Genomic DNA, 21,992 nt, shown 5'->3' on the forward strand with positions numbered 1-21,992 from the left:
ATATGGTTTAGCGTTAAATTCTTTTTTCCTATCATAGAATGAATAATTAAGAGGTTGAGAGCATGCACTTTTAATTTTAGTTCATTAGAGAAAAGTAATTTCTTATCTAAGAAAGAGCAAAGCTTTGTAGCAATGCTCTTCCTTTCTATAGCACTTCAGGTAAGTAGTATTTATACATGTCAAGTGCATGACGATGATTCTCTAATGTTTTAATTGTTTTCGGATTAGGCTTATCAAAAATAGTCGGATAATCCTTTTCAGCAAATTCTTCTCTTATCGGAAACGCTAAATATTCTTCATTTATTGAAAATTGGGCATTTACCCCTGGTTTATTTCCACGTGCATCTAAGCGAATCCAACGATTTAATGAGGTAAGGAAAACTCCGTTAAGAGCATGGAGCGAGTAACCATCCTCTGGAGTATCAAAGATCATTAGTCTCTGATAACAAAAGCCTGTTGGAATACCAACTGATCGCAAAATCGCAGCCAACAAATTTGCCTTTGCATAACAAATCCCTTCTTGATAGAAAAGGACGTCTGATGCTTTACAGGTTACACGATCGCTTTGGATATCCCAGCTATGTGATATTTGATCACGAACAAATTCATAGGCGATTTTAATTTTTTCAATCTCTGATAATTCCAGCTTAAACAGTTCTGCAACCTTCTTTTGAATCATCGGATGTGAATAATCGACAACATTCAGTTCCTCTAAATAGTCTGCTAGTTTGTTAGACTCAGGGGTGAGCTTCATTCTACAATCTCTCCTTCCAGTTCATTTTTAATACATTTCAAGATATTTTCGTTCATTTCTACTAAGTGTTCTTGATTTATAGTTAATCGCATGCAGTGAAAAGAAGATAATCGTTAAGATCGAAACTCCTGATATGCATACTAAAACCGAAACGATCCCGAAAAAATCATATAAATTCCCGATAATCAGCGGGCCAAACATTCTTCCTATATTTGCGAATCCACCTGACACACCTAAATAGAAGGGGGCATCACTGCCGGTTGTTTCTGAAAAATATAAAGGGATCGCAGGTAAAATTAACATTTCTCCAAGAGTGCAAACAATCATTCCTAAGAGAAAGAAATTGTAATGGTCATGGAAAAGCAATAAAAAGGTATATCCAATTGTACAAAAGATTGCAGCAGTAATTAATTGGGCATTAATAGATTTAGCAATCGTTCGTTTCAAAAATATGAGAATCGGCTGTCCAGCAAGTATAACAATCCCGTTGATTGTCCATAAAAAACTATATAAGGAAATTTCATAGCCTTGCTCTACTAAATAAGGTCCGACACCTGTCCCCCAAAAATTAAAGGTAATCCAATAAAAGCTTGCCCCAATTGATAGAAATAAATAAACCTTATAATCTTTTAATAGAGTGATAGGTGCATCATGACGCAAAATTTTTCCCGTATTTACTTGCTTCGTTTCTTCTGCCTCTGATTTCATAAATGTAAATAAAAAGCATGCAAAGATAATCGTAATCACGCCTGTAACTACATACGTAAGCTGAAAGGATATCGCCGCCAGCAAGCCACCAGCCGCAGCACCAAATGCTAGACCAAGATTATTGCAAACATAGACAATATTAAACAAGCGTTTGCGAAATTCCTTCCAGCGGAAACCTATATAGGAATGAACCCCTGGCATTGTAATCCCATTCATCATCCCAAGTGCACACATCATCACAATATAGAGATACCAATTTTCAATAAAGACTATTGATAGGATCGCTATCCCCGATGCAAGTGTCGACCCAACAATTAATTTTCTCGGACCTAGCCGGTAATAAAGTATTCCTCCGATAATCTCTCCAAAAATTCCAAACAATGATTGGAGTAAGATGACCATTCCTGCTTCGCCATATGATTTTCCTAATTCTGAGCTAACATATAAGGTGATCAATGGCCACATAAGGGCTTTTCCGCTTGAGTTAATAAAGCTAGCTAAAATAAAGACAAGCGCATCTTTCGGATACGCTTTAAACATATTCATTTTATTTAGTATATTCATTTTAGAGCCCCATTTCTTTACTTAAAGCTTTTTGGATCTAACGCATCTCTCACTCCATCACCGATAAAATTGATTGAAAGCACAGCTAATACAATCATGATTCCTGGTGGGATCCAAAGCCAAGGTTGATTTGTTAACGCCGTAATCGATTGGGCCGTTGTTAGCATATTCCCCCAGCTCGCTGAAGGTGGTTGAACGCCCATCCCTAAAAAGCTTAATGATGACTCTGCAATAATAGCTGACGCTGCTCCGAATGTAGCATTAACAAGGATAGGTGCGATTGTATTCGGCAAAATATGATGAAAGATGATTCTTGGTGAACGATAGCCTAATGCAACACCCGCCTTCACATAATCCTGTTCCTTTATAGAAAGGATGCTTGCTCTTACTAATCGAGCAACATATGGCCAGCCTAATATACCAAGCACTAGCATAATATTAAACAAGCCAGGACCGATAATTGTCACTAATACTAAGATGACCATTAAATATGGGAATGACATAAATACATCAATAAATCGGTTAATCACCATATCGACCCAACCACCAAAATAACCGGCAACCGCCCCAACAATTGTCCCAATAATAATGTAAATCGCCACTGAACCAAGTCCGACAGCCAACGAAATTCTTGAGGCGAAAATTAATCTACTTAACACATCACGCCCCATTTGATCAGTGCCTAATAAATGCTCTGGGGACGGTCCAGCATTGAACGTTCCGACAATTGCATTCGGGTCATATGGAGCTATTAGCGGTGCAAAAATTACCATTAAACATAATAATCCAAATATGAACGTCCCGACCATTGCCAGCTTATGCCTATAAAACTTCCGCAAAGTAGTCCTAAATAAACTTGAGCCTTTTTGAACTTCCTCGTTAGAAGTCATCAAGGTCTTATCTTCTAATGCTGTCCTTGCATCGACATTTATTGAAGACATTTTATTACCACCTTTTCTAATTAATGATATTTCACACGCGGATCGACAACTGCATACATGACATCTGCCCAAATATTCGCAATTAAAACACTTACTGCAGCAATTAAATTGATTGCCATTAATGTTGGGTAATCACGAGATAAAATCGATTGAATCGTTAATTGCCCCATTCCAGGCCATTGAAAGATCGTTTCCGTAATGACAGAACCGCCGATTAATAACGGGATATCCATGCCGACAATTGTAATAATCGGAATTAACGCATTCTTTAATGCATGTTTATTAATGACAACAAATTCCTTTAACCCTTTAGAGCGAGCTGTTCGTAAAAAGTCCTGCCCGAGAACCTCTAATACGCTTGAGCGAACATATCTAACCATCCCTCCAGCAATCGCTGTTCCTAATGTTAAGGTTGGCAGAATTAAATGGAGCAATAAATCACCAAAGCCTGACTGTCCTAGCGTATTCATGCCACCAGTCGGTAATACGCCCCAAACAACACCGAAAATATAGATTGCTCCTAAGCCGAAGAAGAAATTTGGAATTGAAACTCCTAGAAAGGCGCCGGTTGTTGAGAGATAATCAAGCCATGTGTATTGGCGAATCGCACTAAGAATCCCAATTGGAATCGCGATTAAATAGGCAACGATGATTGAGCTAATCATGAGAAGCAATGTTGGACCTAGCTTATCTACTATCATTGTTGCTACCGGTTGAAATGATGTGAAAGAAGTTCCTAAATCACCTTGAAGCAAGCCCCACAACCATTTGACATATTGGATAAAAAACGGGTCATCCAAGCCTAGCATCTCTCGGCGGAGTTCACGGTCTGCTTCAGTCGCATTAGGATTTTGGGAAAGCTCGGCTGGATCACCAGGCGAAAAATAAATAAGGACGAAATTCAGTAAAGTAACCCCAAATAAAACAGGAATCGATATTAAAATTCTTCTTGTTAAATACTGGAACATGTTATGACCTCCTTTTCTCCAATTTAGTTATAGGGAAAATGACAGGCTACCGTATGCTCATTTCCTGCTAGCTTTGGTTCAACCTCCCGACAAAGCTTTTGCGCTAACGGACATCTAGTATGAAAGCGACATCCAGCTGGTGGATTAGCAGGATTCGGTACATCCCCCTCTAAAACGATTCTTTCTTTATTTCTTAAATGTGGATTTGGTGGTGGATATGCATCTAATAACGCTTTTGTATATGGATGCTTAGTTTTTTGGAAAATGTCATTTGTTTTTCCGAATTCTACAATTTTCCCTAAATACATGACCGCAATTTTATCACTCATATACTTTACTGCCCCTAATCCGTGAGCAATGAACAAATAGGTTAAGCCAAATTCCTTTTGCAAATCCTTCAACAAATTTAATATTTGCGCTTGAATCGATACATCTAATGCGGAAACTGGTTCATCACAAACAATAAATTTTGGATTTAAAATAAGAGCCCTTGCAATCCCAATTCTTTGTCTTTGCCCTCCTGAAAATTCATGTGGGTATTTATTAAGTTGATGTTTAGAAAGCCCAACAATTTGAATTAAGTCATGAATCTTTTTCTCCATTTCAGGACGACTAAGGTTTTCATGTACAATGAGAGGTTCAATGAGAATATCTCTAACCCTTTTGCGCGGATTTAACGATGAATAAGGATCCTGAAAAATAATTTGGATTTGATTTCGAATCTTTCTTAGCTCTGATTTAGAGATCTTTGCTAAATTCACATCATTAAACAATATATTTCCCTGTGAAATGCTTTCTAATTGGATAATACTCCGACCAAGCGTTGATTTACCGCAGCCAGATTCGCCTACAAGACCAAGTGTCTCACCAGGATAAATTTGAAAGGAAACCTCGTCTACTGCCTTTACATGTGCAACCGTTTTTGACAATATCCCTCTTTTAATCGGATAGTATTTTTTTACATTTTCTACTTTTAATAAAGGACTATTCAAATGCAGCAACCCCTTTCCATCGTTAACTTACTGATAAGCAGCGCACCTTATGGTTTTCAGCGACAGACTTAAGAATTGGAGCTTCTGATTTGCAACGCTCTGTGGCTATTGGACATCTGTTATGATAGCGACATCCTGAAGGCATCTGGTAAAGAGATGGAACTGTCCCTTCAATCGTTCGCAGCTTCTCATTTGGATCAATCTCTAAATGTGGAATTGAATCCATTAGCCCTTTTGTGTACGGGTGTTTCGGGTCATCAAATAGGGTGAACACATCCGCTTCTTCAACGACCTGTCCTGCATACATGACGATGACCTTATCAGCCATCTCTGCCACAACCCCTAAATCATGTGTGATAAATAGAATTGAAGTGTTATAATCTTCCTTTAGCTTTTTCATTAATCTAAGAATTTGCGATTGAATGGTGACATCCAATGCTGTAGTTGGCTCATCAGCTATTAGCAGCTGTGGGTTGCACGATAATGCCATCGCAATCATTACCCTCTGTCTCATCCCACCTGATAGTGAATGAGGATATTGATTCATAATCTCATCTGGCCGTGAAATCCCTACTTTCCGTAGCATATCTATCGCATATTTCCATGCTTCTTTTTTATTCATTTTCAAATGCATGAACAATGGCTCTAACATTTGGTTACCAATTGTATAGACGGGATTTAACGATGTCATTGGCTCCTGAAAGATAATCGAAATATCCCTTCCACGTATATCACGCATTTCACTTTCAGTTAATTGTGCGATATCTCGATCTTTAAATTGGATGCTGCCATTTTTAATAAACCCATGCTTCCCTAATAATCGAATGATCGATAACGATGTAACACTTTTACCACAGCCAGATTCTCCAACGATTGCAATTGTTTCACCAGAGGTTAGTGTAAAACTAACCTCATCAACTGAAACAACCTCTCCATTCTCTGTTAGAAATGCTGTTTTCAACCTATCTACCTCTAGTAATTTTTCCATCTCCTTGTCACCTCACTTACATTCTCAATTTTTAAACTCCCATAAATGGGCGTTAAAATGTGGTGCATAAATCGTTCCGCCTCTTGCCTCTAAGTCTTTATGAATAGCAATTAAGTTATTATCTGAGAACAATGAAATAAGCGGTACTTCCTCCTGAATAATCCCTTGCAATTCACTGTAGATTGCCTTTCGTTTATTTTCATCGCTTTCAGCAATCCCCATTGCAAACAATTCATCAACTCTCTCATTCTTATATTGCATATCATTAAGAGCGCCATTTGATGTAAAGGTTACAGCTGGACCGTCCGGATCAACGATGCTGCCAAAGCTCATAATCATCATTTCAAAATCATGTGATACCGCTTTTTGAACGGTTGTGGCAAAATCGTAGTTCGTAATTTTTACCTTAAGACCAACTTGCTGAAAGTATTGCTGCAAAATCGTACCAGCCATTTCTCTCGCTTGATCTCCTGTTGGAACAATTAATTCTATTTCTTTATTAAAATCCCAGCCTATTTCTTCTAATAGTTCCTTCGCCTTTTCGGGGTTATACTCGTATTTTTTTACATTAGGGTCATAATAAGGATGTGATGGAGTATACGGGCCATCAACGATATCACCATAACCTTTAATCAGGTCATTGATTAAAACCTCTTTATCAATCGCATAAGCTAGCGCTTGTCTAAAACGCTTATCAGGAAACACCTCTGTATTAAATTCCATATTGATATACCTGCGTACTGACTCCTCAGACGTTTTCATATGCTCCATTTTTTTCACCGTATCCCATTCAAGAGCAGGAATGTTTCCCGTTCCCGCCTGTGCTGCATTCATATGAAGCTCACCTGTTTGTAATTGAGCAACTAAGTTTGCTGGCGGCATAATTTTAATGTAAATTTCGTCAAGCTTCGGTTTCCCTTGGTAGTAATTTTCGTTGGCAACTAGATGTACATATTGATCTTTTGCATATTTTTCAAACTTAAATGGTCCTGTAGTAACAGTAGGATTTTGCCAAAATGGATTTTGATTTAATTCCTCTGGCTTCACATCCTTTAATACGTGTTTTGGAACAATAAATAAATCTGATAAACGTTCCAAAATTAAATTAGGGTCAACAGGATTTTTTGTTACGAATTGAACAGTCGTATCATCTATTGCTTTTACAGATGGTAACTCTGTGACACCTTCTGGGAGCTTCCCGTTTTCCCCTAAGCCATCAAATGCTGTAATATAGTTACCAACCGTTGTCAGGGTTTTTGGATTTGCGATTAAATTTATCGTGAATACAACGTCATCCGCAGTAAATGGAGTTCCATCAGTCCATTTCACATTATCCTTTAAGGTAATCGTAAATGTTTTACCATCCTCGCCAATTGTATATGATTCAGCTAATACATTTTCAAACTCTAATGGAGCTGTCATTTCAAATAACGTTTCAAACATAAAACCTGCAACATAATTGACACCATTTGAGCCTGATGCATCTGTATCAATTGGATTAAACATTAACGGCCCATTGCTCATTCCAATATTGAGCACTTTATCATTTGGAGCTTGAGCAGCATTCGTTGAACCATTTGCAGATTCTGTTCCCCCTCCACTACAAGCAGCTAAAAGGACGAGCATTGCACATAATAAAATGGTTAAAAGTAGATTTTTTCGAAGCATCATCATCCATTACCCCCTTCTTAACAAGATTTGAATCAAATCAGAAAAAATTATTCATTATGTGTGAAGCTCCATCTTTTACATCGAACTTATTTCCAATGGATTTTGAAGCTTAGCCTTCTTATTTTGCGCGATAATGGACAGTACTTGAAAGGTGATATTTGCAGCATTTAACGCTGTAATATGAGCAGGATCTCGATCTGGCAAAGTTTCGACGATATCAAAACCAATCATATTGATTCCTGAAATTCCACGAATCATTTGATATGCTTCATAAGTTGTAAAGCCGCCTACCTCAGGTGTTCCTGTTCCCGGAGCAAAAACAGGGTCAAGGAAATCAACATCAAATGTTAAAAACACTGGTCTATCGCCGACTCTAGCTTTAATTAATTGTGTCAATTTAGAGATTTCCATTGCTTTTACATCATCTGTTGTTAATAATTCAAACCCCATATCTCGAGCAGGCTGATACGGATTTTTCGTTATCGATGTCCCGCGCATGCCAATTTGAATAGAAGAATACGGATCAACAATTCCTTCATCAACAGCTATACTAAACATTGTTCCATGGGAATATTTCTTTCGTGGATCAAGGCTTCTTCCAGTATCTGAATGGGAATCAAAATGGACGAGACTTATTGGACCGTATTTTTTTGCAGCTGCTCGTAAATGTGGAAGTGATATCGAATGATCGCCTCCGAGAAGAATCGGAATGACGTTATGACGAAAAATTGGGGCTAACTGTTCTTCAATAGCTTCATAGGAATATTCAATATAGCCGGGATGAACAGTTAAATCACCGTAATCAACTCCGGATAAATAGTCAAAAATATTCAGGCGATCCAAAGCAGGATTAATTCCTCTGATCCTTTGTGACATTTCCCGAATAGCAGACGGACCAAATCTTGTGCCGATTGCATAGCTAACACCTGTATCAAAAGGTACGCCAATTACTGCAAAATCAACATTTTCTAAATCGTCCTTCACATGTGGCAGGTGCATAAAGGTGCGAATTCCGGAAAAGCCTGGAACCCCGCGGCTAATTTCTGGTTTATACATCATCATCATCCTTTACAAAGTTAGTTTCACAAAAATGGATATGTTGCACTTTTTATATGGAAGCTCTTGAAAAATTTAAAATTTTCAGTAATATATAAATAGGTGTAAGTATTTTTAAGCAGCTAGCTTTATAGTTGTAAGGAAACTTCTAAACTTTTTTTCTTTGCAATAATTGAGAGTACTTGAAAGATAATGTTTGCTGCGTGCAGAGCAGTTAAGTTTGTTTGATCGCGATCTGGTAAGGTTTCGACGATATCAAAGCCGATAATATTGATTCCTGCGATTCCTCTTATCATTTGAATCGCTTCATAGGTTGTAAAACCACCCGCCTCAGGTGTCCCAGTTCCTGGAGCATAGATTGGATCTAGAAAGTCTACATCAAATGTTAGGAACACAGGCTTCGTTCCAACACGATTTTTTACCTTTTCGCATAGCTCAATAATTGGTAGCTTCTTTACATCATCTGTTGATAATACTTCATATCCTAGCTCAATAGAGGATTCAAGATTAGGATTTGGTCCACTGCCTCTCATGCCCATTTGAATCGATGAATAAGGATCAACAATCCCTTCATCTACCGCTAAGCTAAACATATTACCATGTGAATATTTTTTCCGAGGATCACTGCTTCTCCAAGTGTCTGAATGTGCATCAAAATGAACTAAACTTACCGGTCCATATTTTTTTGCTGCCGCTCTTAAATGTGGCAATGAAATCGAATGATCTCCACCTAGTAAAATAGGAATAATATTTTTTTCAAAAATTGGTGTAAGCTGCTCTTCTATCGCTTCATAGGAATATTCGATATAACCTGGATGCACAAGTAAATCCCCGTAATCAATCCCTGACATGAATTCAAATATATCAATATCTAAAGCTGGATTTACTCCTCTTATTCTTTGCGACATTTCCCTTATTGCTGAAGGTCCAAAACGAGTTCCAACTGCATGACTGGCACCTGTGTCAAACGGAACACCGATCACAGCAAAATCAACATTTTCTAAATCGTTTGTGATATATGGTAAATGCATAAATGTTCTTATTCCTGAGAAGCCAGGAACCTTGTATGTCGCTTGTGGTTTATACATAAAATCATCCTTTACTATTATTTTGTAAATCTATTAAACGACCGCTTCTATCTCGGCCCTTTTTTTCATTGCAATAATTGATAAAACCTGGTGTGTAATGGTTGCAGCGTTTAATGCTGTTACTTTCGCCGGATCACGGTCTGGTAAAGTTTCGACAATATCAAAGCCAATGATATTAATTCCACATATTCCTCTTATCATTTGCATTGCTTCATACGTTGTAAATCCGCCAACCTCTGGTGTCCCAGTACCTGGTGCATATACCGGATCTAGAAAATCAACATCAAATGTTAAAAATACTGGACGACTTTTTACCCTTTGCTTTACCTTTTCACATAATTCAGACACCGTTAATTTTTTCACATCATCTGTTGATAGCACCTCATACCCTAACGCAATAGATGATTCAAAATCTGGGTTCGGCCCTCCACCTCTCATTCCCATTTGAATCGATGTATGTGGGTCAATCACTCCCTCATCAGCGCCAAGACTAAACATATTTGCATGAGAATATTTCTTTTTAGGGTCATCACTTCTCCACGTATCTGAATGTGCATCAAAATGTACCAAGCTTACCGGTCCATATTTCTTTGCCGCTGCTCTAATATGAGGCAATGAAACTGAATGATCTCCTCCTAATAGAATTGGGATAATCCCTTTTTCAAAAATTGGCTCTAGCTGTGCTTCAATTTCCTCATATGAATATTCAATATATCCCGGATGCACCGTTAAATCTCCATAATCGATGCCATTCATATATTTTGATAGATCAATCATATTTAACGCTGGATTGATTGGCCGTAGCCTTTGTGACATCTCTCTTATAGCAGCTGGACCAAATCTAGTTCCTACTGCATAACCAGCACCTGTATCAAACGGCACGCCAATTACTGCAAAATCAACATTTTCCAAATCATTCGTATGTGGCAATTTCATAAACGTTCTTATCCCAGCAAACGGTGGTTGTTGCTTCAAGATTGTCAACTCTCTCATCTCCTTAATCTGATTATTTGTAACATTCTGAAAATTATCTTTATAAGTATGTTGCTAACTTATATCAATAATTTACAATCTTGTTTCCCCTTTGTCTCTCATATTGTCATATAATATCACGATGTTTTTGTTGCATTTGCAATATTTTTTCGTTAAACTACTGATCGAATGTTAATCACTTCCAATTGTGATAAAATAGATAAAAAATAGGGAGTCAAATTCTATGAAGCATATTCTTAGAGAAATTGGCATGATTGCAAGATGCCTTGAATCAATTGCAAATATTGAATTTAAAGACTTAAATTTAAATAAAGGACAATTTTTATATTTAGTAAGAATTTGCGAGAATCCTGGAATTATCCAAGAAAAAGTAGCTGAAATGATTAAAGTCGATCGAACAACAGCTGCTAGAGCAATCAAAAAATTAGAGCAACAAGGATTTATCGTCAAGGTAAGTGATGAGGAAAATAAGAAAATTAAAAAGCTATATGCTACTGAAAAAGGGATGCAGCTTAATCCTTTCTTTGAAAGAGAATTAGAACACTCTTCAAATGTCATTCTCAAAGATTTTACAGACGATGACAAAGAAAAGATCTACCAATATTTAGTGAAAATGAGAAAGAATATTGAGGCAGATTGGGAATATGTAAAACGGGGGAATAAAAGGGATTATTAAATTCATTTAGAAAATGTATGAACAAAATACAGAAGCTCAGGTAGCTTGTTACGAAATTTAGCAAAATTTCAATCAGACAGAAAACCTAAAAATGTTGAAATAATTAACACTTAGGTTTTCTGTTTTTAAACTTTAACGTAGATTACTATCCAGCTATTTCAGCTGATGTAAAGTTCCCATTTATATCTCCATTAACGATAATCGAATGTCCCCAGAACATATCGCCATCAGAAAAGAAGATTTCAAATTCGCCATCATCGTAAACTGAAATGCTGTCAATGCTCATCAGCCCTACAAATAGTTCCTTTGTAATTTCGGTTATTTCCGCTTCTTCATTATCCTGTAACCAATCATTTGCTAAATCTACAAGCTCTTTTGCAGCATAGCTTCGAATTGCTTTATCCCATTGTGCCTGATTATTAAAAAGTTCATGGGCAGTTTTCAATGATGCTTCCATCACAGCCTTATTTTCATTCCAATTAAAATATAAAGAGCAATCCTCATTTAGCCAAGAAATTTCCTTTTGAAAAAGGTTTACGCTTTTTTCTAATTCAAACTGACCAAGAATTTCATCATTATAATAAACTGGCTTCAATTCTTCATGTAATATCTTTTCTAATTCATCATCTTGATAATGATTATCTAGAACGCGAACAAGCATCATCATATTTTCTGCTTTGCGAACCTGTAATTTGACAATCTTATGTGCTTTTAATAAACCTCTTGATTCCTCTAGTTCTTCATCTGTAACTAACCAGTCTAAAGAAATTTCCTTCTTTACCGCATGCTGACCATTACGTAAATCCTTCCAGGCTAGCAAATCAATTGATGCAGTCCACAAACTACGCTCACCAAATTTACTACCACTAACGCCTGAATGTCCAGTTAATGCAATGATTTCAATGAGTTCTTCCGGGAACCTTTGTTCAAATTGGCTTTTCTCTAAAGTCGGATTCAATTTTATCATCCTTTCATTTATTGAAGACATTCATGTATGAAGAACAGTTTCTATCTAACTATCATTCTCCCTTACATATATTAACATAAACATCTAGAAATCTTTCCCTTTTTTGTAAAAGTTATAATAATCAGGACGCTAGTGTAGACGATGCTGACAGGATAGCGTGGTTTCGATTAATTGATAGTTGAATAAACTAGATATAAAGTTATCCTCCACCTAAGAAATTTCGTTTAGATTGAACATATAACTTAAAGGTCAAAATATCTATTAAAGCAAATGAAAACAGCTTATAATCGACAAACTTGTATTGGACAATCCTCACATTTACAAATACTACGCAGTCCTTCCAGATTTAGAATTGTAATATATCCTTTATCATATGCTACAAGTCCATCTTTTCTATATTGATTTATGATCCGTGTCACTGTTTCTCTAGGGGTTCCGATTAAACAGGCGATTTCATCGTGCGTAAACTTTTTGGTAATATCCCATTTTTCATCGTTTTTGATACCATACGTGTTTGTCATACGAATGAGGACAGATGCCAATGCACCGTTTTTCCCAAAAAACATTAAATCTCTTAGCTTTGTTTGTGTTAAAAGCTGGGAATAACTTACCCATTTTGTAAATTCAATTGAAAACTCACGATTACGCCACAAAAGCATTTCTATCTCTTGTTTTTCAATCACACCAATAACAGAATCTTCAATTGCTTTCGCATTTTCCATAGCTCTCCCATCATCATGAGACATGTAATCTCCGAACATATCATCTTTCGTATAATAATTTAAGGTTAACACTTTACCTTCATCATTACTTTTATAAAGAGTGATCGTTCCTTTTACTAAATAAAAAAGCTTATTTACCTTTTCTCCTTCAGAATATAAATATTCACCAGCTCTTAGGTGAATTGTATTCATTCTTTGTTTTAATTCATCCATGCTGTTTTTTGATAAGAAATGGGTATTCACTACTTTTTCGTTCGCTTTCACTTCTGCTATCATCTCTTTGCCACCCCGCCGATCTTTTGTCTTATATGTTCATTGTAAAGAGTTTACAGGAAAATTGTTATGAGGGAATTCCCTCATTTCGATTCTGTTTTTCCCCTATGTAAGTGATAAATGTTACATTTTTGCAACAATGAGCGGAAAATTTGGGAAAGATGTTCTTTATTAGGATGATAAACTTTTTTGACTAAAAGGCGCTGCTCATCTCAAACGTATGTAGGGCACGCCTCTTTAGCAAAAATCTTACGTACTCTCTCAAAAAAGTGTTAACAATTCAACAAATAAACAACAAAGCCAACGAAAAAAGAGAGCATCACTGATTACCTATGCTCTCTTTACTAAACGGTACTTTTAATGTAATGGTTGTACCTTTATTTTTGATTGATGATACGTTTAAATTAGCGTTTATCGTTCTTGCTCTTTCCTCCATACTAAATAGCCCGACTCCACTTTGTGTTTTCGTTTGATCAAAACCAATCCCTTTATCAGTGATGGAAACTTCAAGATGATCTGTCTTCTCTACTATAGATAAGGCAAGCTCATCTGTTTTCGCATATTTGCATGCATTTGTTATCGCCTCTTGCACAATTCGATAAATATTCGTTTCCACATCAGACGAAAGCCTTCGTTGGAGCTCATATGTAAAATGTGTTTTCAACCCATAATGTGTTGTGACCTTATTAATAAAGGAGCGAATAGCCGGGATTAATCCTAAATCATCCAATATCGATGGTCTTAGCTGCCATGAAATTTGTCTTATTTCATCAATTACATTTGAAATCTCCATTTCAATTTGATCAATAATTTCTAAGTCAGGTTTTGAACGTAAACGATTTGTCATGATAAGAAGGCTATACAGATTTTGGCCAATTCCATCGTGAAGCTCTCTTGATAGTTTTTTCCGTTCGTCCTCCTGTAAGCCGATAAGCTTTCTCATCATTTGCTGAAGTTCTTCCTCTGCCCGTTTTCTCGCAGTGATTTCATTACGTATCGCTAAATATTGATATGGTTTCCCTTCATTGTTAATAAATGGAATGATCGTCGTATTGACCCAATAATACGTGCCATCCTTCGCTTTATTTTTGATCTCACCCTTCCATACCTTTCCTTTCCCGATTGTTCTCCAAAGCTCCTTGAAAAATTCTGGAGAGTGAAATCCCGCGTTTATAATCCGATGACTATTGCCAATCAGCTCATCCCTACTAAACTTCGAGATTTTGCAAAACGTATCATTAACATATGTGATGATTCCCTTTTGATCCGTAATTGCCACAATGGAAGACTCATCAATGGCGAATTTTAAATCATACAATTCCGCAATTGTTTCCTCCAGCTCAGCTTCGGCCCGTTTTCTTGCTGTAATCTCATTGCGAATTGCTAAATATTGATATGGCTTCCCCTCTTTATTTAGAAATGGAACGATCGTTGTATCCACCCAATAATACGTGCCATCCTTCGCTTTATTTTTGATCTCACCCTTCCATACCGTACCGGAGGCAATCGTCTGCCACAAATGGCGAAAAAAATCAGCTGAATGATAACCAGAGTTCACCAATCGATGGCTTTTTCCGATTAATTCTTCCCGCGAATATTTGGAAACCTCACAAAATTTATCATTTACATACGTGATGATCCCTTGTCTGTCTGTTATTGCAATGATTGACGATTCGTCTAAGGCAAATTTCAAATCGACTAGCTCTGATAACGATGCTTGTAACTCCTCATTTATCCCTTGATTTGAATTCATCTCATCTTTATCATTAGCTATCGATAACATACAATAATGGTGATTTCCCAACTCAATCAATTCGCACGATAGAAGCCAGTTTGCCGTTGTCCCATTAATCGAGGCTTTTGTCGTAAGTGTACAATGCTGAGCAGAAAATAATTTTTTTACATTAAGCAGAGGAAATAGAGCCTGAACGTCCTTGCCCTTCCATTCTGTTATTTGTAAATTAAATCGTTCTTTCGCTGCTTGATTAATTGAATTGATCCTGCCCATCTCATCGATAATAATCAATGCAACAATTTTATTCCGAATCATTTGTAAATTCTTTTCCTTTCTTGGAGATTTCATACTCCCTTACATTATACACCATACCCTAGTAAGCCCTTTTTCAAGGCGTATTCAACTAGCTCTGGTCTTGTTTTTAATTTTAATTTTTCCATTATATGCGATTTGTGATTTTCAATTGTTTTAACACTTAGCACTAGCTTTTCAGCTATTTCTTTATTGGAAAAGCCTTTTGCAATTAGTGTTAGGACCTCTTTTTCGCGTTCCGTTAAGAGTGAATATGTATCCCGATCTGCCCCGTTTTTTATTCGGTCAAGATAGTCTTCCATCAATCTTTTTGTTGCTGTTGGGTATAAATAAGCAGAGCCTTCTGCAACGATTTTGATCGCCTGTACCAATTCATGATGCAAGGCACTTTTCAAAATACAGCCAGAGGCTCCAGCTTGGATAACACGAAACAAATATTCTTCATCATCATGCATCGTTAATATTAAGATTTGTGTTCCAGGCCATCTTTTCTTTATTTCAATCGTTGCCGAAAGTCCATCTCTGCCATGGGGCATACTTAAATCCATTAACACAAGATGTGGCTGTAATTCCTCCACCTTTTTTATTGCTTCATCTCCCTCTGAAGCCTCTCCAACAACTTCTACGCCATCAACTTCATTTAATAGCATTTTCAACCCTGAGCGTACGACTGCATGGTCATCCACTAATAAAATAGTTGTTGACACTTTTTTCACCCTCCGTTCGGTATCCGTATATTTACTTCTATCTCTTTATCATTTTTCTTAAAAAAACTAATGACCCCGCCTACTGCCTTAAGTCTTTTTTCAAGTGCCAACATAGTTAGATTTAGCCTTTCAAAGCGATCGATTTCTCCTTCCGAACCAAAAGAAAAATTCACTTTTACATATAAAGCCTCACCCCAAAGTCCGTATATCTCAACATGCTTTGGCAAGGAATTTGAAAAAGTCTGGTTCATAATCTCTTTAACGGTACGATACGCAATTAACTCAGTTAAAATTGGGTAATCCTTTTTATCTCCGAGTTCTTTAAACTCTACTACGAGCCCATATCGCTTCTCGATACTTATTAACAATGATTTCAACGCCCCATCGATTCCTTTATGAAAGAATGGATGCACATCATTTGATAATATTCGTAGATCCTCTATCGTTCTTTTTGTTAAGTTTACCATGTCATCTATACCTAATCTATCTTTGCTATCACCAGATTGTCTCTGTAAATATTGCAAATGATTAAATACTGCGTATAAGTTTTGGGCAATATCTTCATGGAGAAAGCTTGCTATCCCCTTTAATTCATTTTCATAGGCTTCAATGATGAGGGAATCCATTCGTTCTTGTTTGATATCCATAGTTTCCACCTTTATTCATGTATCATCTGATTAGGAAAGGAGTATGACTTGAAGTTTTACACATCCCCATTATAGTTTAATCGTCTAAGAGAATTTTGCATGTGATCAATGTCACATCATTACTAGATTACAATATTGGAAGGGATGAAAAACAAAGGCTCTTTTCGTGGAGATTGTTATTTATAGCACTGCTCGGCGACTGCAAATGGTGTTGCCTAAAAGTGACTCATCGAGTGAACGGGGGAACTAGAACACTCCATGAGTCCGCTTAAGAGCGAAAAACAGCCAATAGAAAAAAGGATGCCTTAGCACCCCTATTAGCTTATTTATCTTTAATCATTTTGTAAACTTGCTCAACATCTTTATCTCCACGGCCTGAAAGATTAACAATAATTACATCTTCCTTATCAAGGGTTTTCGCTAATTTGAGCGCATAAGCAACCGCATGTGCACTTTCTAACGCTGGGATAATCCCCTCGACTTTTGATAATAACTGAAATGCTTCTAATGCTTCCTGACCTTTAATTGTGACATACTGTGCCCTGTTGGATGTTTTTAAATAACTATGCTCAGGACCAATTCCTGGATAATCTAAACCAGCAGCAATTGAGTAGGTTGGTTGTGGTTCACCTTTTTCATCTAACAGTGTTAAGCATTTAAAACCATGGATAACAGCAGGAACGCCCTTTGTTAACGTAGGGGCTTCCTCAGGCTCTACCCCAATAAGCTGAACATCCTCTTCATCTATATAATGGGCAAACGAACCTATCGCATTGCTGCCACCACCAGCAACAGCAACTACTGCAGTTGGTAGCTTACCTTCCTTTTCAAGAATTTGCTTTTTTGATTCTTTGCTTATAATCGATTGGAAATACTTCACCATTGTTGGGAATGGATGAGGTCCTACTGCCGATCCTAGTAAATAAAACGTATTTTCGTAGTTTTGCACTAGGTCATTTAACGCTTCATCAACAGCATCTTTTAAGCGTCCCTGACCTTTTTCAACTGGGATAACCTTTGCCCCTAATAGTTCCATTCGAAACACATTTAATGCTTGTCTCTCTGTATCAAGCTTACCCATGTAAATCGTGCAATCCATTCCACCAACAATTGCACATGCTGTTGCCGTCGCAACCCCGTGCTGACCTGCACCAGTTTCAGCAATGATCCGAGTCGCTCCCATTCGTTTCGCTAATAGGATTTGCCCGATTGCATTATTGATTTTATGAGCACCTGTATGATTTAAATCTTCTCGTTTTAAATAAATTTTCGCTCCGCCAACATGTCTCGTTAAATTCTCTGCAAATGTTAGTGGATTTTCTCGGCCAATATATTCTTTCATATAGTAATCAAATTCTTCGATAAATTCTGGGTCATTTTTATATTTTTCAAAGTTGTCATCCAAAATCTTTAATACATTATTTAATTCATCTGGTACAAAGCTTCCACCAAATTCTCCAAAATAACCTTTTTCTGCAACTTGTTTAGACATATTGGATTCTCCTTTTAAAATATCGAATTTTCAGAATATAAATTCATTATATCATTAAAGAAGAAAGGTTTGTCCCACATTATGCACTAATTTCAAATAAGCACCAAAGGATTAGACCAAATAAAATTGCATTCGTCCATAAAAGAAAATGTAGATATGAATTCGCCTTTCTCATAGAAAAAAACACTCCTTAGCCATTGCATTCTACCTGTAAGACGAATGAATTTCAGGATTGTTACAACTTTTTTTATTTTTTATTTCAAAATTTTTTTGGTGAGGCGAACTATAAAATCTTTTAAACGAAAAAAAAACGGAACCGTTAGGATCCGTTTTTCAAAAGAGCTTATTTATCTGTTTTCTCAGTTGATTCAGATGATGATGAATCTTCTTTATCAGCTGAATCTGTTGATTTTTCAGTTGAAGACTCTTCTTTCTCTTTCTTATCATCAGTTAAATAATTTTTAATATCATAATCTTCTTTTTTATCTTCTAACCAAGTTGGGTATTCTGTTTGAAGCTTTTGTTGGAATAAAGTATCTTTAATTTCCTCTTTACTCTTTTCAAAGTTTGCTTCTTCAGCTTCCTGTTTATCTGTTACTTTAATAATGTGATACCCATAATCAGATTTAACTGGTGCTGAGATTTCGCCAACTTTCATTGAAAAAGCCTTATCTTCAAATGCTTTAACCATTGCGCCTTTACCAAAGAAGCCTAGGTCACCGCCATTTTGTGCTGTTCCTGTATCAGTTGAATATTCCTTAGCTAGCTCAGCAAAATCTCCACCTTCATCAAGCTTCTTTTTCACTTCGTTAGCTGTTTTCTCATCCGCAACTAAAATATGACTTGCTTTTACTTGCTCTTCTTTAGCAAATTCTGCTTTGTTTTCATCAAAAAATGTTTTCATTTCTTCATCTGTAATTTTGATTTTTGATTCTAATAATTTTTCAATTTGAAGATTTGTTTTAATGTTATCCTTTAAATCATCTTCAGAAATACCGTTTGTTGCAAGAGCAGATTGGTATGCTTCCTCGCCACCAACGCTATCGACTGTCTTTTTAAGCTCTTCATCAATTTCTTTATCAGTAATCTTAACCTTTTGTTTTTCAGCTTCTTGTTCAATAATGTTTTTCGTAATTAAAGAATCTAGCGCAGCCTCACCGTTTTGCTCGACGAAATACGTATATAAATCATCCTTTGTTATGGATTCCTTCCCAACCTTTGCTACAACATCACTTTTTGTTGATAGAAAGATAAAAACTGCAATTGCTACTACTACAAGTACCGCTAAAATACCTAGAGTTTTTTTGCTAGAAATCAATTTCTCCATTCTGTATTATCTCCTTAATATGAATTCTACTATTTTTCTATTGTACAGAATAAATATGAATAAACTATGAACAAACCTTAAAAAATCTAAAAAGTTTGTACCAGCATTTCATATTTTACATGAATTACCCATGAATTGGAATGATAATTGAAAACTTTGTTCCCTTATTTTGTGTACTTTCAATGAAAATTTCACCATTATGAAGCTCTACTAATCGCTTTACGATCGATAACCCTAAACCAAATTCACCAAATTGATTACTTGTCCTTGAAATATCAGCTTTATAAAATCTTCGCCAAATAAACTCAATTTCCTGCTTATCCATTCCAATTCCCGTATCCTCAATTTCAATCATCGTAACATCATCCAATTGTTTTCCCCGGAGCCACACCGTTCCTTCATTTGTAAATTGGATGCTGTTTTTTGTTATATTAATTAAAATTTGGATAAGACGATCATAGTCTGCATAAACGATACTTTTTTCATCAACATCTAATTTTAATTCAATTCCTTTATTCTCTGCTTGTTGGTATAAATGATCTTTAATGATCTCTAAAACCTCACTAAGAAGAATGTTCTCTCTATTAAGCTTGACTTGGTTTGAGCGAATTCGTTCATAATCTAAGTTTTCATTCACAAGCCGTATAAGTCTTCTTGTTTCCTGACTTATTAATTGAACCCCTTTTTCCTTTTCAGCCTCTGGAATCATATCGTTTTTTAAGCCTTCAATTAAACCGCTTATCGTCGTTAACGGCGTCCGCATTTCATGAGATACATCTGCAATAAACTGACGACGTCGTTTTTCAAGACTATCAATTTCTTCATTTTGCGCCCTTAATTTAGTGATCATTTCATTAAAGTCATTGGCCATTTCACCAATTTCATCAAAATTCGTTGAAGGAATATCGACATCATAGTTTCCTTGAGCAATTTTCGATGTCGCCTTACGAATTTTTTCGATCCGATTCACATGAACCTTAGAAAGCAACCAACTAAGTAAAAAGGAAACTGATAAGGCAATAAGGACGGTATATAACAAATAGCGATTTAATTCACTAATCATTTCCCTTGTGCCGCTAATCGGTGAAATGAGTAAAATTCCTCCCGCCATTTCACCGCGATTAATGTATGGAATCGCAACTAATGATACCTCTTGGTCCGCCCATTTAATATTATGCTTTGTGACGACCTTTTCCCCGCTTGTAAGCTTTCTCCAATCCTCCTCAGTTACACTTGCTATTGGTGAATTAGGAGCGATTGAATAAACAATTCGTCCACTTCGATCAAATATACTAAAAAACACGTCTTGTGAGCTTAAGACATGCTGATATTGTGCAAGAACATATTCCTCACCAATCTGCTCAAAGTCATATAATATGTTTTCACCATACTTAGTTAAATCAGAGACTTTATTTTCATAAACAAGATTTTCGACATAATGAGTAAATAATAGGCTCAATATTAAAAACGCAATGATGATGATGCTAATATGACTTAAAATAAGCTGATAAATATATTTAATTCTCATCTTCTTTAACCGACTCATCAAACTTATAACCAACACCCCAAACAGTATGGAAAAATGGTTGCGAAGGTGTTTCGATTTTTTTCCGTAATCGTTTTATATGAACATCAACGGTTCGTTCATCTCCATAAAATTGATAGCCCCAAACTCTCTCTAAAAGCTGATCCCTTGTGAAGACTTGCCGTGGATTTTTTAAAAAATAATATAGCAAATCGAACTCTTTTGGCGTGAGGTTTTCGATTTTCTTTCCTTGTAAAAATACCTCTCTCGTTGTCTTGCTTATTTTAAAAAACTCTGTTTCTAAAAAAGAGGACTGTTGCTTCTGCTCCTGATCAGCTGCTTGGTAACGGCGGGTGACTGCTTTAATTCTAGCCATCAGTGCCAATGGACTAAATGGCTTTGTGACATAATCATCTGCTCCCATTTCAAGACCTAGCACTTGCTCAGACTCGCTATCCTTTGCCGTAAGGATAATAATTGGCACTGTGCTTTCCTCTCTAATTTTGCGACAGAGTGTTACCCCATCCATTCCAGGAAGCATCCAATCTAAAATGATTAAATCCCATTCCGCTTCCTTAAATCTTTTATATCCTTCAAGACCATCCTGAACAAATTCCCCGCTAATCTCTTCCTTCGAAAAAAACATTTCAATCATTGAGCACACACTTAAATTATCTTCAACAACTAATACTTTCATTTTCCACCTACCGTTTATGTAACTGTTACTACTCTACATACCCATTTTAGCCTTTTCTTAGACAAGCTACAACGAAAAGCGGAAGCGCCTCGTTTAGCCCCGACAAGCATAAGACACATAGGAATTGAAGGTGCCCTTTTCCTTCTATTCCTATGTGTCTTATGACCTCGAGGGGCTAGGTGCTGGAGC

The 21,992-nt window shown here is 36.5% G+C and carries 20 protein-coding genes; 1 reads left to right on the forward strand and 19 read right to left on the reverse strand.

Translation table 11 applies throughout. The features are described from left to right. Positions 1–145 precede the first annotated feature (145 nt). The 10 genes from HU235_RS01265 to speB (HU235_RS01310) form a co-directional block, all read right to left on the reverse strand. Positions 146–754 carry a transglutaminase-like domain-containing protein gene (locus HU235_RS01265; RefSeq protein ID WP_095299490.1) on the reverse strand — a complete coding sequence of 203 codons (609 nt, stop codon included), beginning with the start codon at positions 752–754 and terminating at the stop codon, positions 146–148. A 27-nt stretch (positions 755–781) separates the two neighbouring features. Then, positions 782–2,026 (reverse strand): MFS transporter, encoded by a 1,245-nt coding sequence (locus HU235_RS01270; RefSeq protein WP_095299489.1) that lies wholly within the window; start codon positions 2,024–2,026, stop codon positions 782–784. Between the two features lie 17 nt (positions 2,027–2,043). Then, complete coding sequence (gene opp4C, locus HU235_RS01275; RefSeq protein ID WP_174879152.1) at positions 2,044–2,967, reverse strand: oligopeptide ABC transporter permease; 924 nt, start codon at positions 2,965–2,967, stop codon at positions 2,044–2,046. 20 nt (positions 2,968–2,987) lie between these two features. Further along, positions 2,988–3,935 carry an ABC transporter permease gene (locus HU235_RS01280; protein ID WP_095299488.1) on the reverse strand — a complete coding sequence of 316 codons (948 nt, stop codon included), beginning with the start codon at positions 3,933–3,935 and terminating at the stop codon, positions 2,988–2,990. Between the two features lie 23 nt (positions 3,936–3,958). After that, positions 3,959–4,927 carry an ABC transporter ATP-binding protein gene (locus HU235_RS01285; RefSeq protein ID WP_233452104.1) on the reverse strand — a complete coding sequence of 323 codons (969 nt, stop codon included), beginning with the start codon at positions 4,925–4,927 and terminating at the stop codon, positions 3,959–3,961. 22 nt (positions 4,928–4,949) lie between these two features. After that, positions 4,950–5,915, reverse strand: coding sequence for an ABC transporter ATP-binding protein (locus HU235_RS01290; RefSeq protein WP_174879155.1), 966 nt, complete (start codon positions 5,913–5,915; stop codon positions 4,950–4,952). Between the two features lie 24 nt (positions 5,916–5,939). Then, the gene (locus tag HU235_RS01295; RefSeq protein ID WP_174879157.1) at positions 5,940–7,589 is read right to left on the reverse strand and encodes an ABC transporter substrate-binding protein; all 1,650 of its coding nucleotides are present in this window, start codon (positions 7,587–7,589) and stop codon (positions 5,940–5,942) included. A 72-nt stretch (positions 7,590–7,661) separates the two neighbouring features. Further along, on the reverse strand, positions 7,662–8,642 hold the full coding sequence (gene speB / locus HU235_RS01300; protein WP_307190632.1) for an agmatinase: 981 nt from the start codon (positions 8,640–8,642) through the stop codon (positions 7,662–7,664). 128 nt (positions 8,643–8,770) lie between these two features. Beyond that, entirely contained in the window at positions 8,771–9,730 is a 960-nt protein-coding gene (gene speB, locus HU235_RS01305; protein ID WP_174879160.1) for an agmatinase, read from the reverse strand. A gap of 33 nt (positions 9,731–9,763) precedes the next feature. Continuing rightward, complete coding sequence (speB, locus tag HU235_RS01310; RefSeq protein WP_233452105.1) at positions 9,764–10,714, reverse strand: agmatinase; 951 nt, start codon at positions 10,712–10,714, stop codon at positions 9,764–9,766. A gap of 232 nt (positions 10,715–10,946) precedes the next feature. Between speB (HU235_RS01310) and HU235_RS01315 the strand changes: the two genes are divergently transcribed. Then, positions 10,947–11,399 carry a MarR family winged helix-turn-helix transcriptional regulator gene (locus HU235_RS01315; RefSeq protein WP_174879163.1) on the forward strand — a complete coding sequence of 151 codons (453 nt, stop codon included), beginning with the start codon at positions 10,947–10,949 and terminating at the stop codon, positions 11,397–11,399. A 145-nt stretch (positions 11,400–11,544) separates the two neighbouring features. On the opposite strand, the gene HU235_RS01320 is transcribed toward HU235_RS01315, so the two are convergent. The 9 genes from HU235_RS01320 to HU235_RS01360 form a co-directional block, all read right to left on the reverse strand. After that, positions 11,545–12,366 carry a DUF2262 domain-containing protein gene (locus HU235_RS01320; RefSeq protein WP_174879165.1) on the reverse strand — a complete coding sequence of 274 codons (822 nt, stop codon included), beginning with the start codon at positions 12,364–12,366 and terminating at the stop codon, positions 11,545–11,547. Between the two features lie 281 nt (positions 12,367–12,647). Next, positions 12,648–13,364, reverse strand: a complete 717-nt coding sequence (locus tag HU235_RS01325; protein WP_174879167.1) for a Crp/Fnr family transcriptional regulator — start codon at positions 13,362–13,364, stop codon at positions 12,648–12,650. Positions 13,365–13,680: 316 nt separating this feature from the next. Continuing rightward, positions 13,681–15,444, reverse strand: coding sequence for a PAS domain-containing sensor histidine kinase (locus tag HU235_RS01330; protein WP_233452106.1), 1,764 nt, complete (start codon positions 15,442–15,444; stop codon positions 13,681–13,683). Between the two features lie 11 nt (positions 15,445–15,455). Next, entirely contained in the window at positions 15,456–16,115 is a 660-nt protein-coding gene (locus HU235_RS01335) for a response regulator transcription factor (RefSeq protein ID WP_267905701.1), read from the reverse strand. A gap of 5 nt (positions 16,116–16,120) precedes the next feature. Next, complete coding sequence (locus tag HU235_RS01340; RefSeq protein ID WP_095299479.1) at positions 16,121–16,762, reverse strand: sensor histidine kinase; 642 nt, start codon at positions 16,760–16,762, stop codon at positions 16,121–16,123. Positions 16,763–17,084: 322 nt separating this feature from the next. Then, positions 17,085–18,254 (reverse strand): tryptophan synthase subunit beta, encoded by a 1,170-nt coding sequence (trpB, locus tag HU235_RS01345; protein ID WP_145582906.1) that lies wholly within the window; start codon positions 18,252–18,254, stop codon positions 17,085–17,087. A gap of 343 nt (positions 18,255–18,597) precedes the next feature. Continuing rightward, positions 18,598–19,581, reverse strand: a complete 984-nt coding sequence (locus HU235_RS01350) for a peptidylprolyl isomerase (RefSeq protein ID WP_233452107.1) — start codon at positions 19,579–19,581, stop codon at positions 18,598–18,600. Positions 19,582–19,705: 124 nt separating this feature from the next. Next, positions 19,706–21,109 (reverse strand): sensor histidine kinase, encoded by a 1,404-nt coding sequence (locus HU235_RS01355; RefSeq protein WP_174879175.1) that lies wholly within the window; start codon positions 21,107–21,109, stop codon positions 19,706–19,708. Beyond that, a complete protein-coding gene (locus HU235_RS01360; RefSeq protein WP_174879168.1) occupies positions 21,099–21,803 on the reverse strand; it encodes a response regulator transcription factor in 705 nt (234 codons plus the stop codon). The genes HU235_RS01355 and HU235_RS01360 overlap by 11 nt, the downstream gene beginning before the upstream one ends. Positions 21,804–21,992: the final 189 nt, after the last annotated feature.

Origin of the sequence: Metabacillus niabensis (assembly GCF_902829255.1) — a bacterium.
Classification (GTDB): domain Bacteria; phylum Bacillota; class Bacilli; order Bacillales; family Bacillaceae; genus Metabacillus; species Metabacillus niabensis.

Coding starts and splice junctions, on each gene's coding strand:
- speB (WP_174879160.1), bottom strand. CDS start 9,730: ATGTATAAACCACAAGCGACATACAAGGTTCCTGGCTTCTCAGGAATA.
- HU235_RS01265 (WP_095299490.1), bottom strand. CDS start 754: ATGAAGCTCACCCCTGAGTCTAACAAACTAGCAGACTATTTAGAGGAA.
- HU235_RS01315 (WP_174879163.1), top strand. CDS start 10,947: ATGAAGCATATTCTTAGAGAAATTGGCATGATTGCAAGATGCCTTGAA.
- HU235_RS01340 (WP_095299479.1), bottom strand. CDS start 16,762: ATGGATATCAAACAAGAACGAATGGATTCCCTCATCATTGAAGCCTAT.
- HU235_RS01280 (WP_095299488.1), bottom strand. CDS start 3,935: ATGTTCCAGTATTTAACAAGAAGAATTTTAATATCGATTCCTGTTTTA.
- HU235_RS01290 (WP_174879155.1), bottom strand. CDS start 5,915: ATGGAAAAATTACTAGAGGTAGATAGGTTGAAAACAGCATTTCTAACA.
- HU235_RS01330 (WP_233452106.1), bottom strand. CDS start 15,444: ATGAAATCTCCAAGAAAGGAAAAGAATTTACAAATGATTCGGAATAAA.
- HU235_RS01350 (WP_233452107.1), bottom strand. CDS start 19,581: ATGGAGAAATTGATTTCTAGCAAAAAAACTCTAGGTATTTTAGCGGTA.
- opp4C (WP_174879152.1), bottom strand. CDS start 2,967: ATGTCTTCAATAAATGTCGATGCAAGGACAGCATTAGAAGATAAGACC.
- trpB (WP_145582906.1), bottom strand. CDS start 18,254: ATGTCTAAACAAGTTGCAGAAAAAGGTTATTTTGGAGAATTTGGTGGA.
- HU235_RS01270 (WP_095299489.1), bottom strand. CDS start 2,026: ATGAATATACTAAATAAAATGAATATGTTTAAAGCGTATCCGAAAGAT.
- HU235_RS01320 (WP_174879165.1), bottom strand. CDS start 12,366: ATGATAAAATTGAATCCGACTTTAGAGAAAAGCCAATTTGAACAAAGG.
- HU235_RS01325 (WP_174879167.1), bottom strand. CDS start 13,364: ATGATAGCAGAAGTGAAAGCGAACGAAAAAGTAGTGAATACCCATTTC.
- HU235_RS01360 (WP_174879168.1), bottom strand. CDS start 21,803: ATGAAAGTATTAGTTGTTGAAGATAATTTAAGTGTGTGCTCAATGATT.
- speB (WP_307190632.1), bottom strand. CDS start 8,642: ATGTATAAACCAGAAATTAGCCGCGGGGTTCCAGGCTTTTCCGGAATT.
- HU235_RS01355 (WP_174879175.1), bottom strand. CDS start 21,109: ATGAGAATTAAATATATTTATCAGCTTATTTTAAGTCATATTAGCATC.
- HU235_RS01295 (WP_174879157.1), bottom strand. CDS start 7,589: ATGATGATGCTTCGAAAAAATCTACTTTTAACCATTTTATTATGTGCA.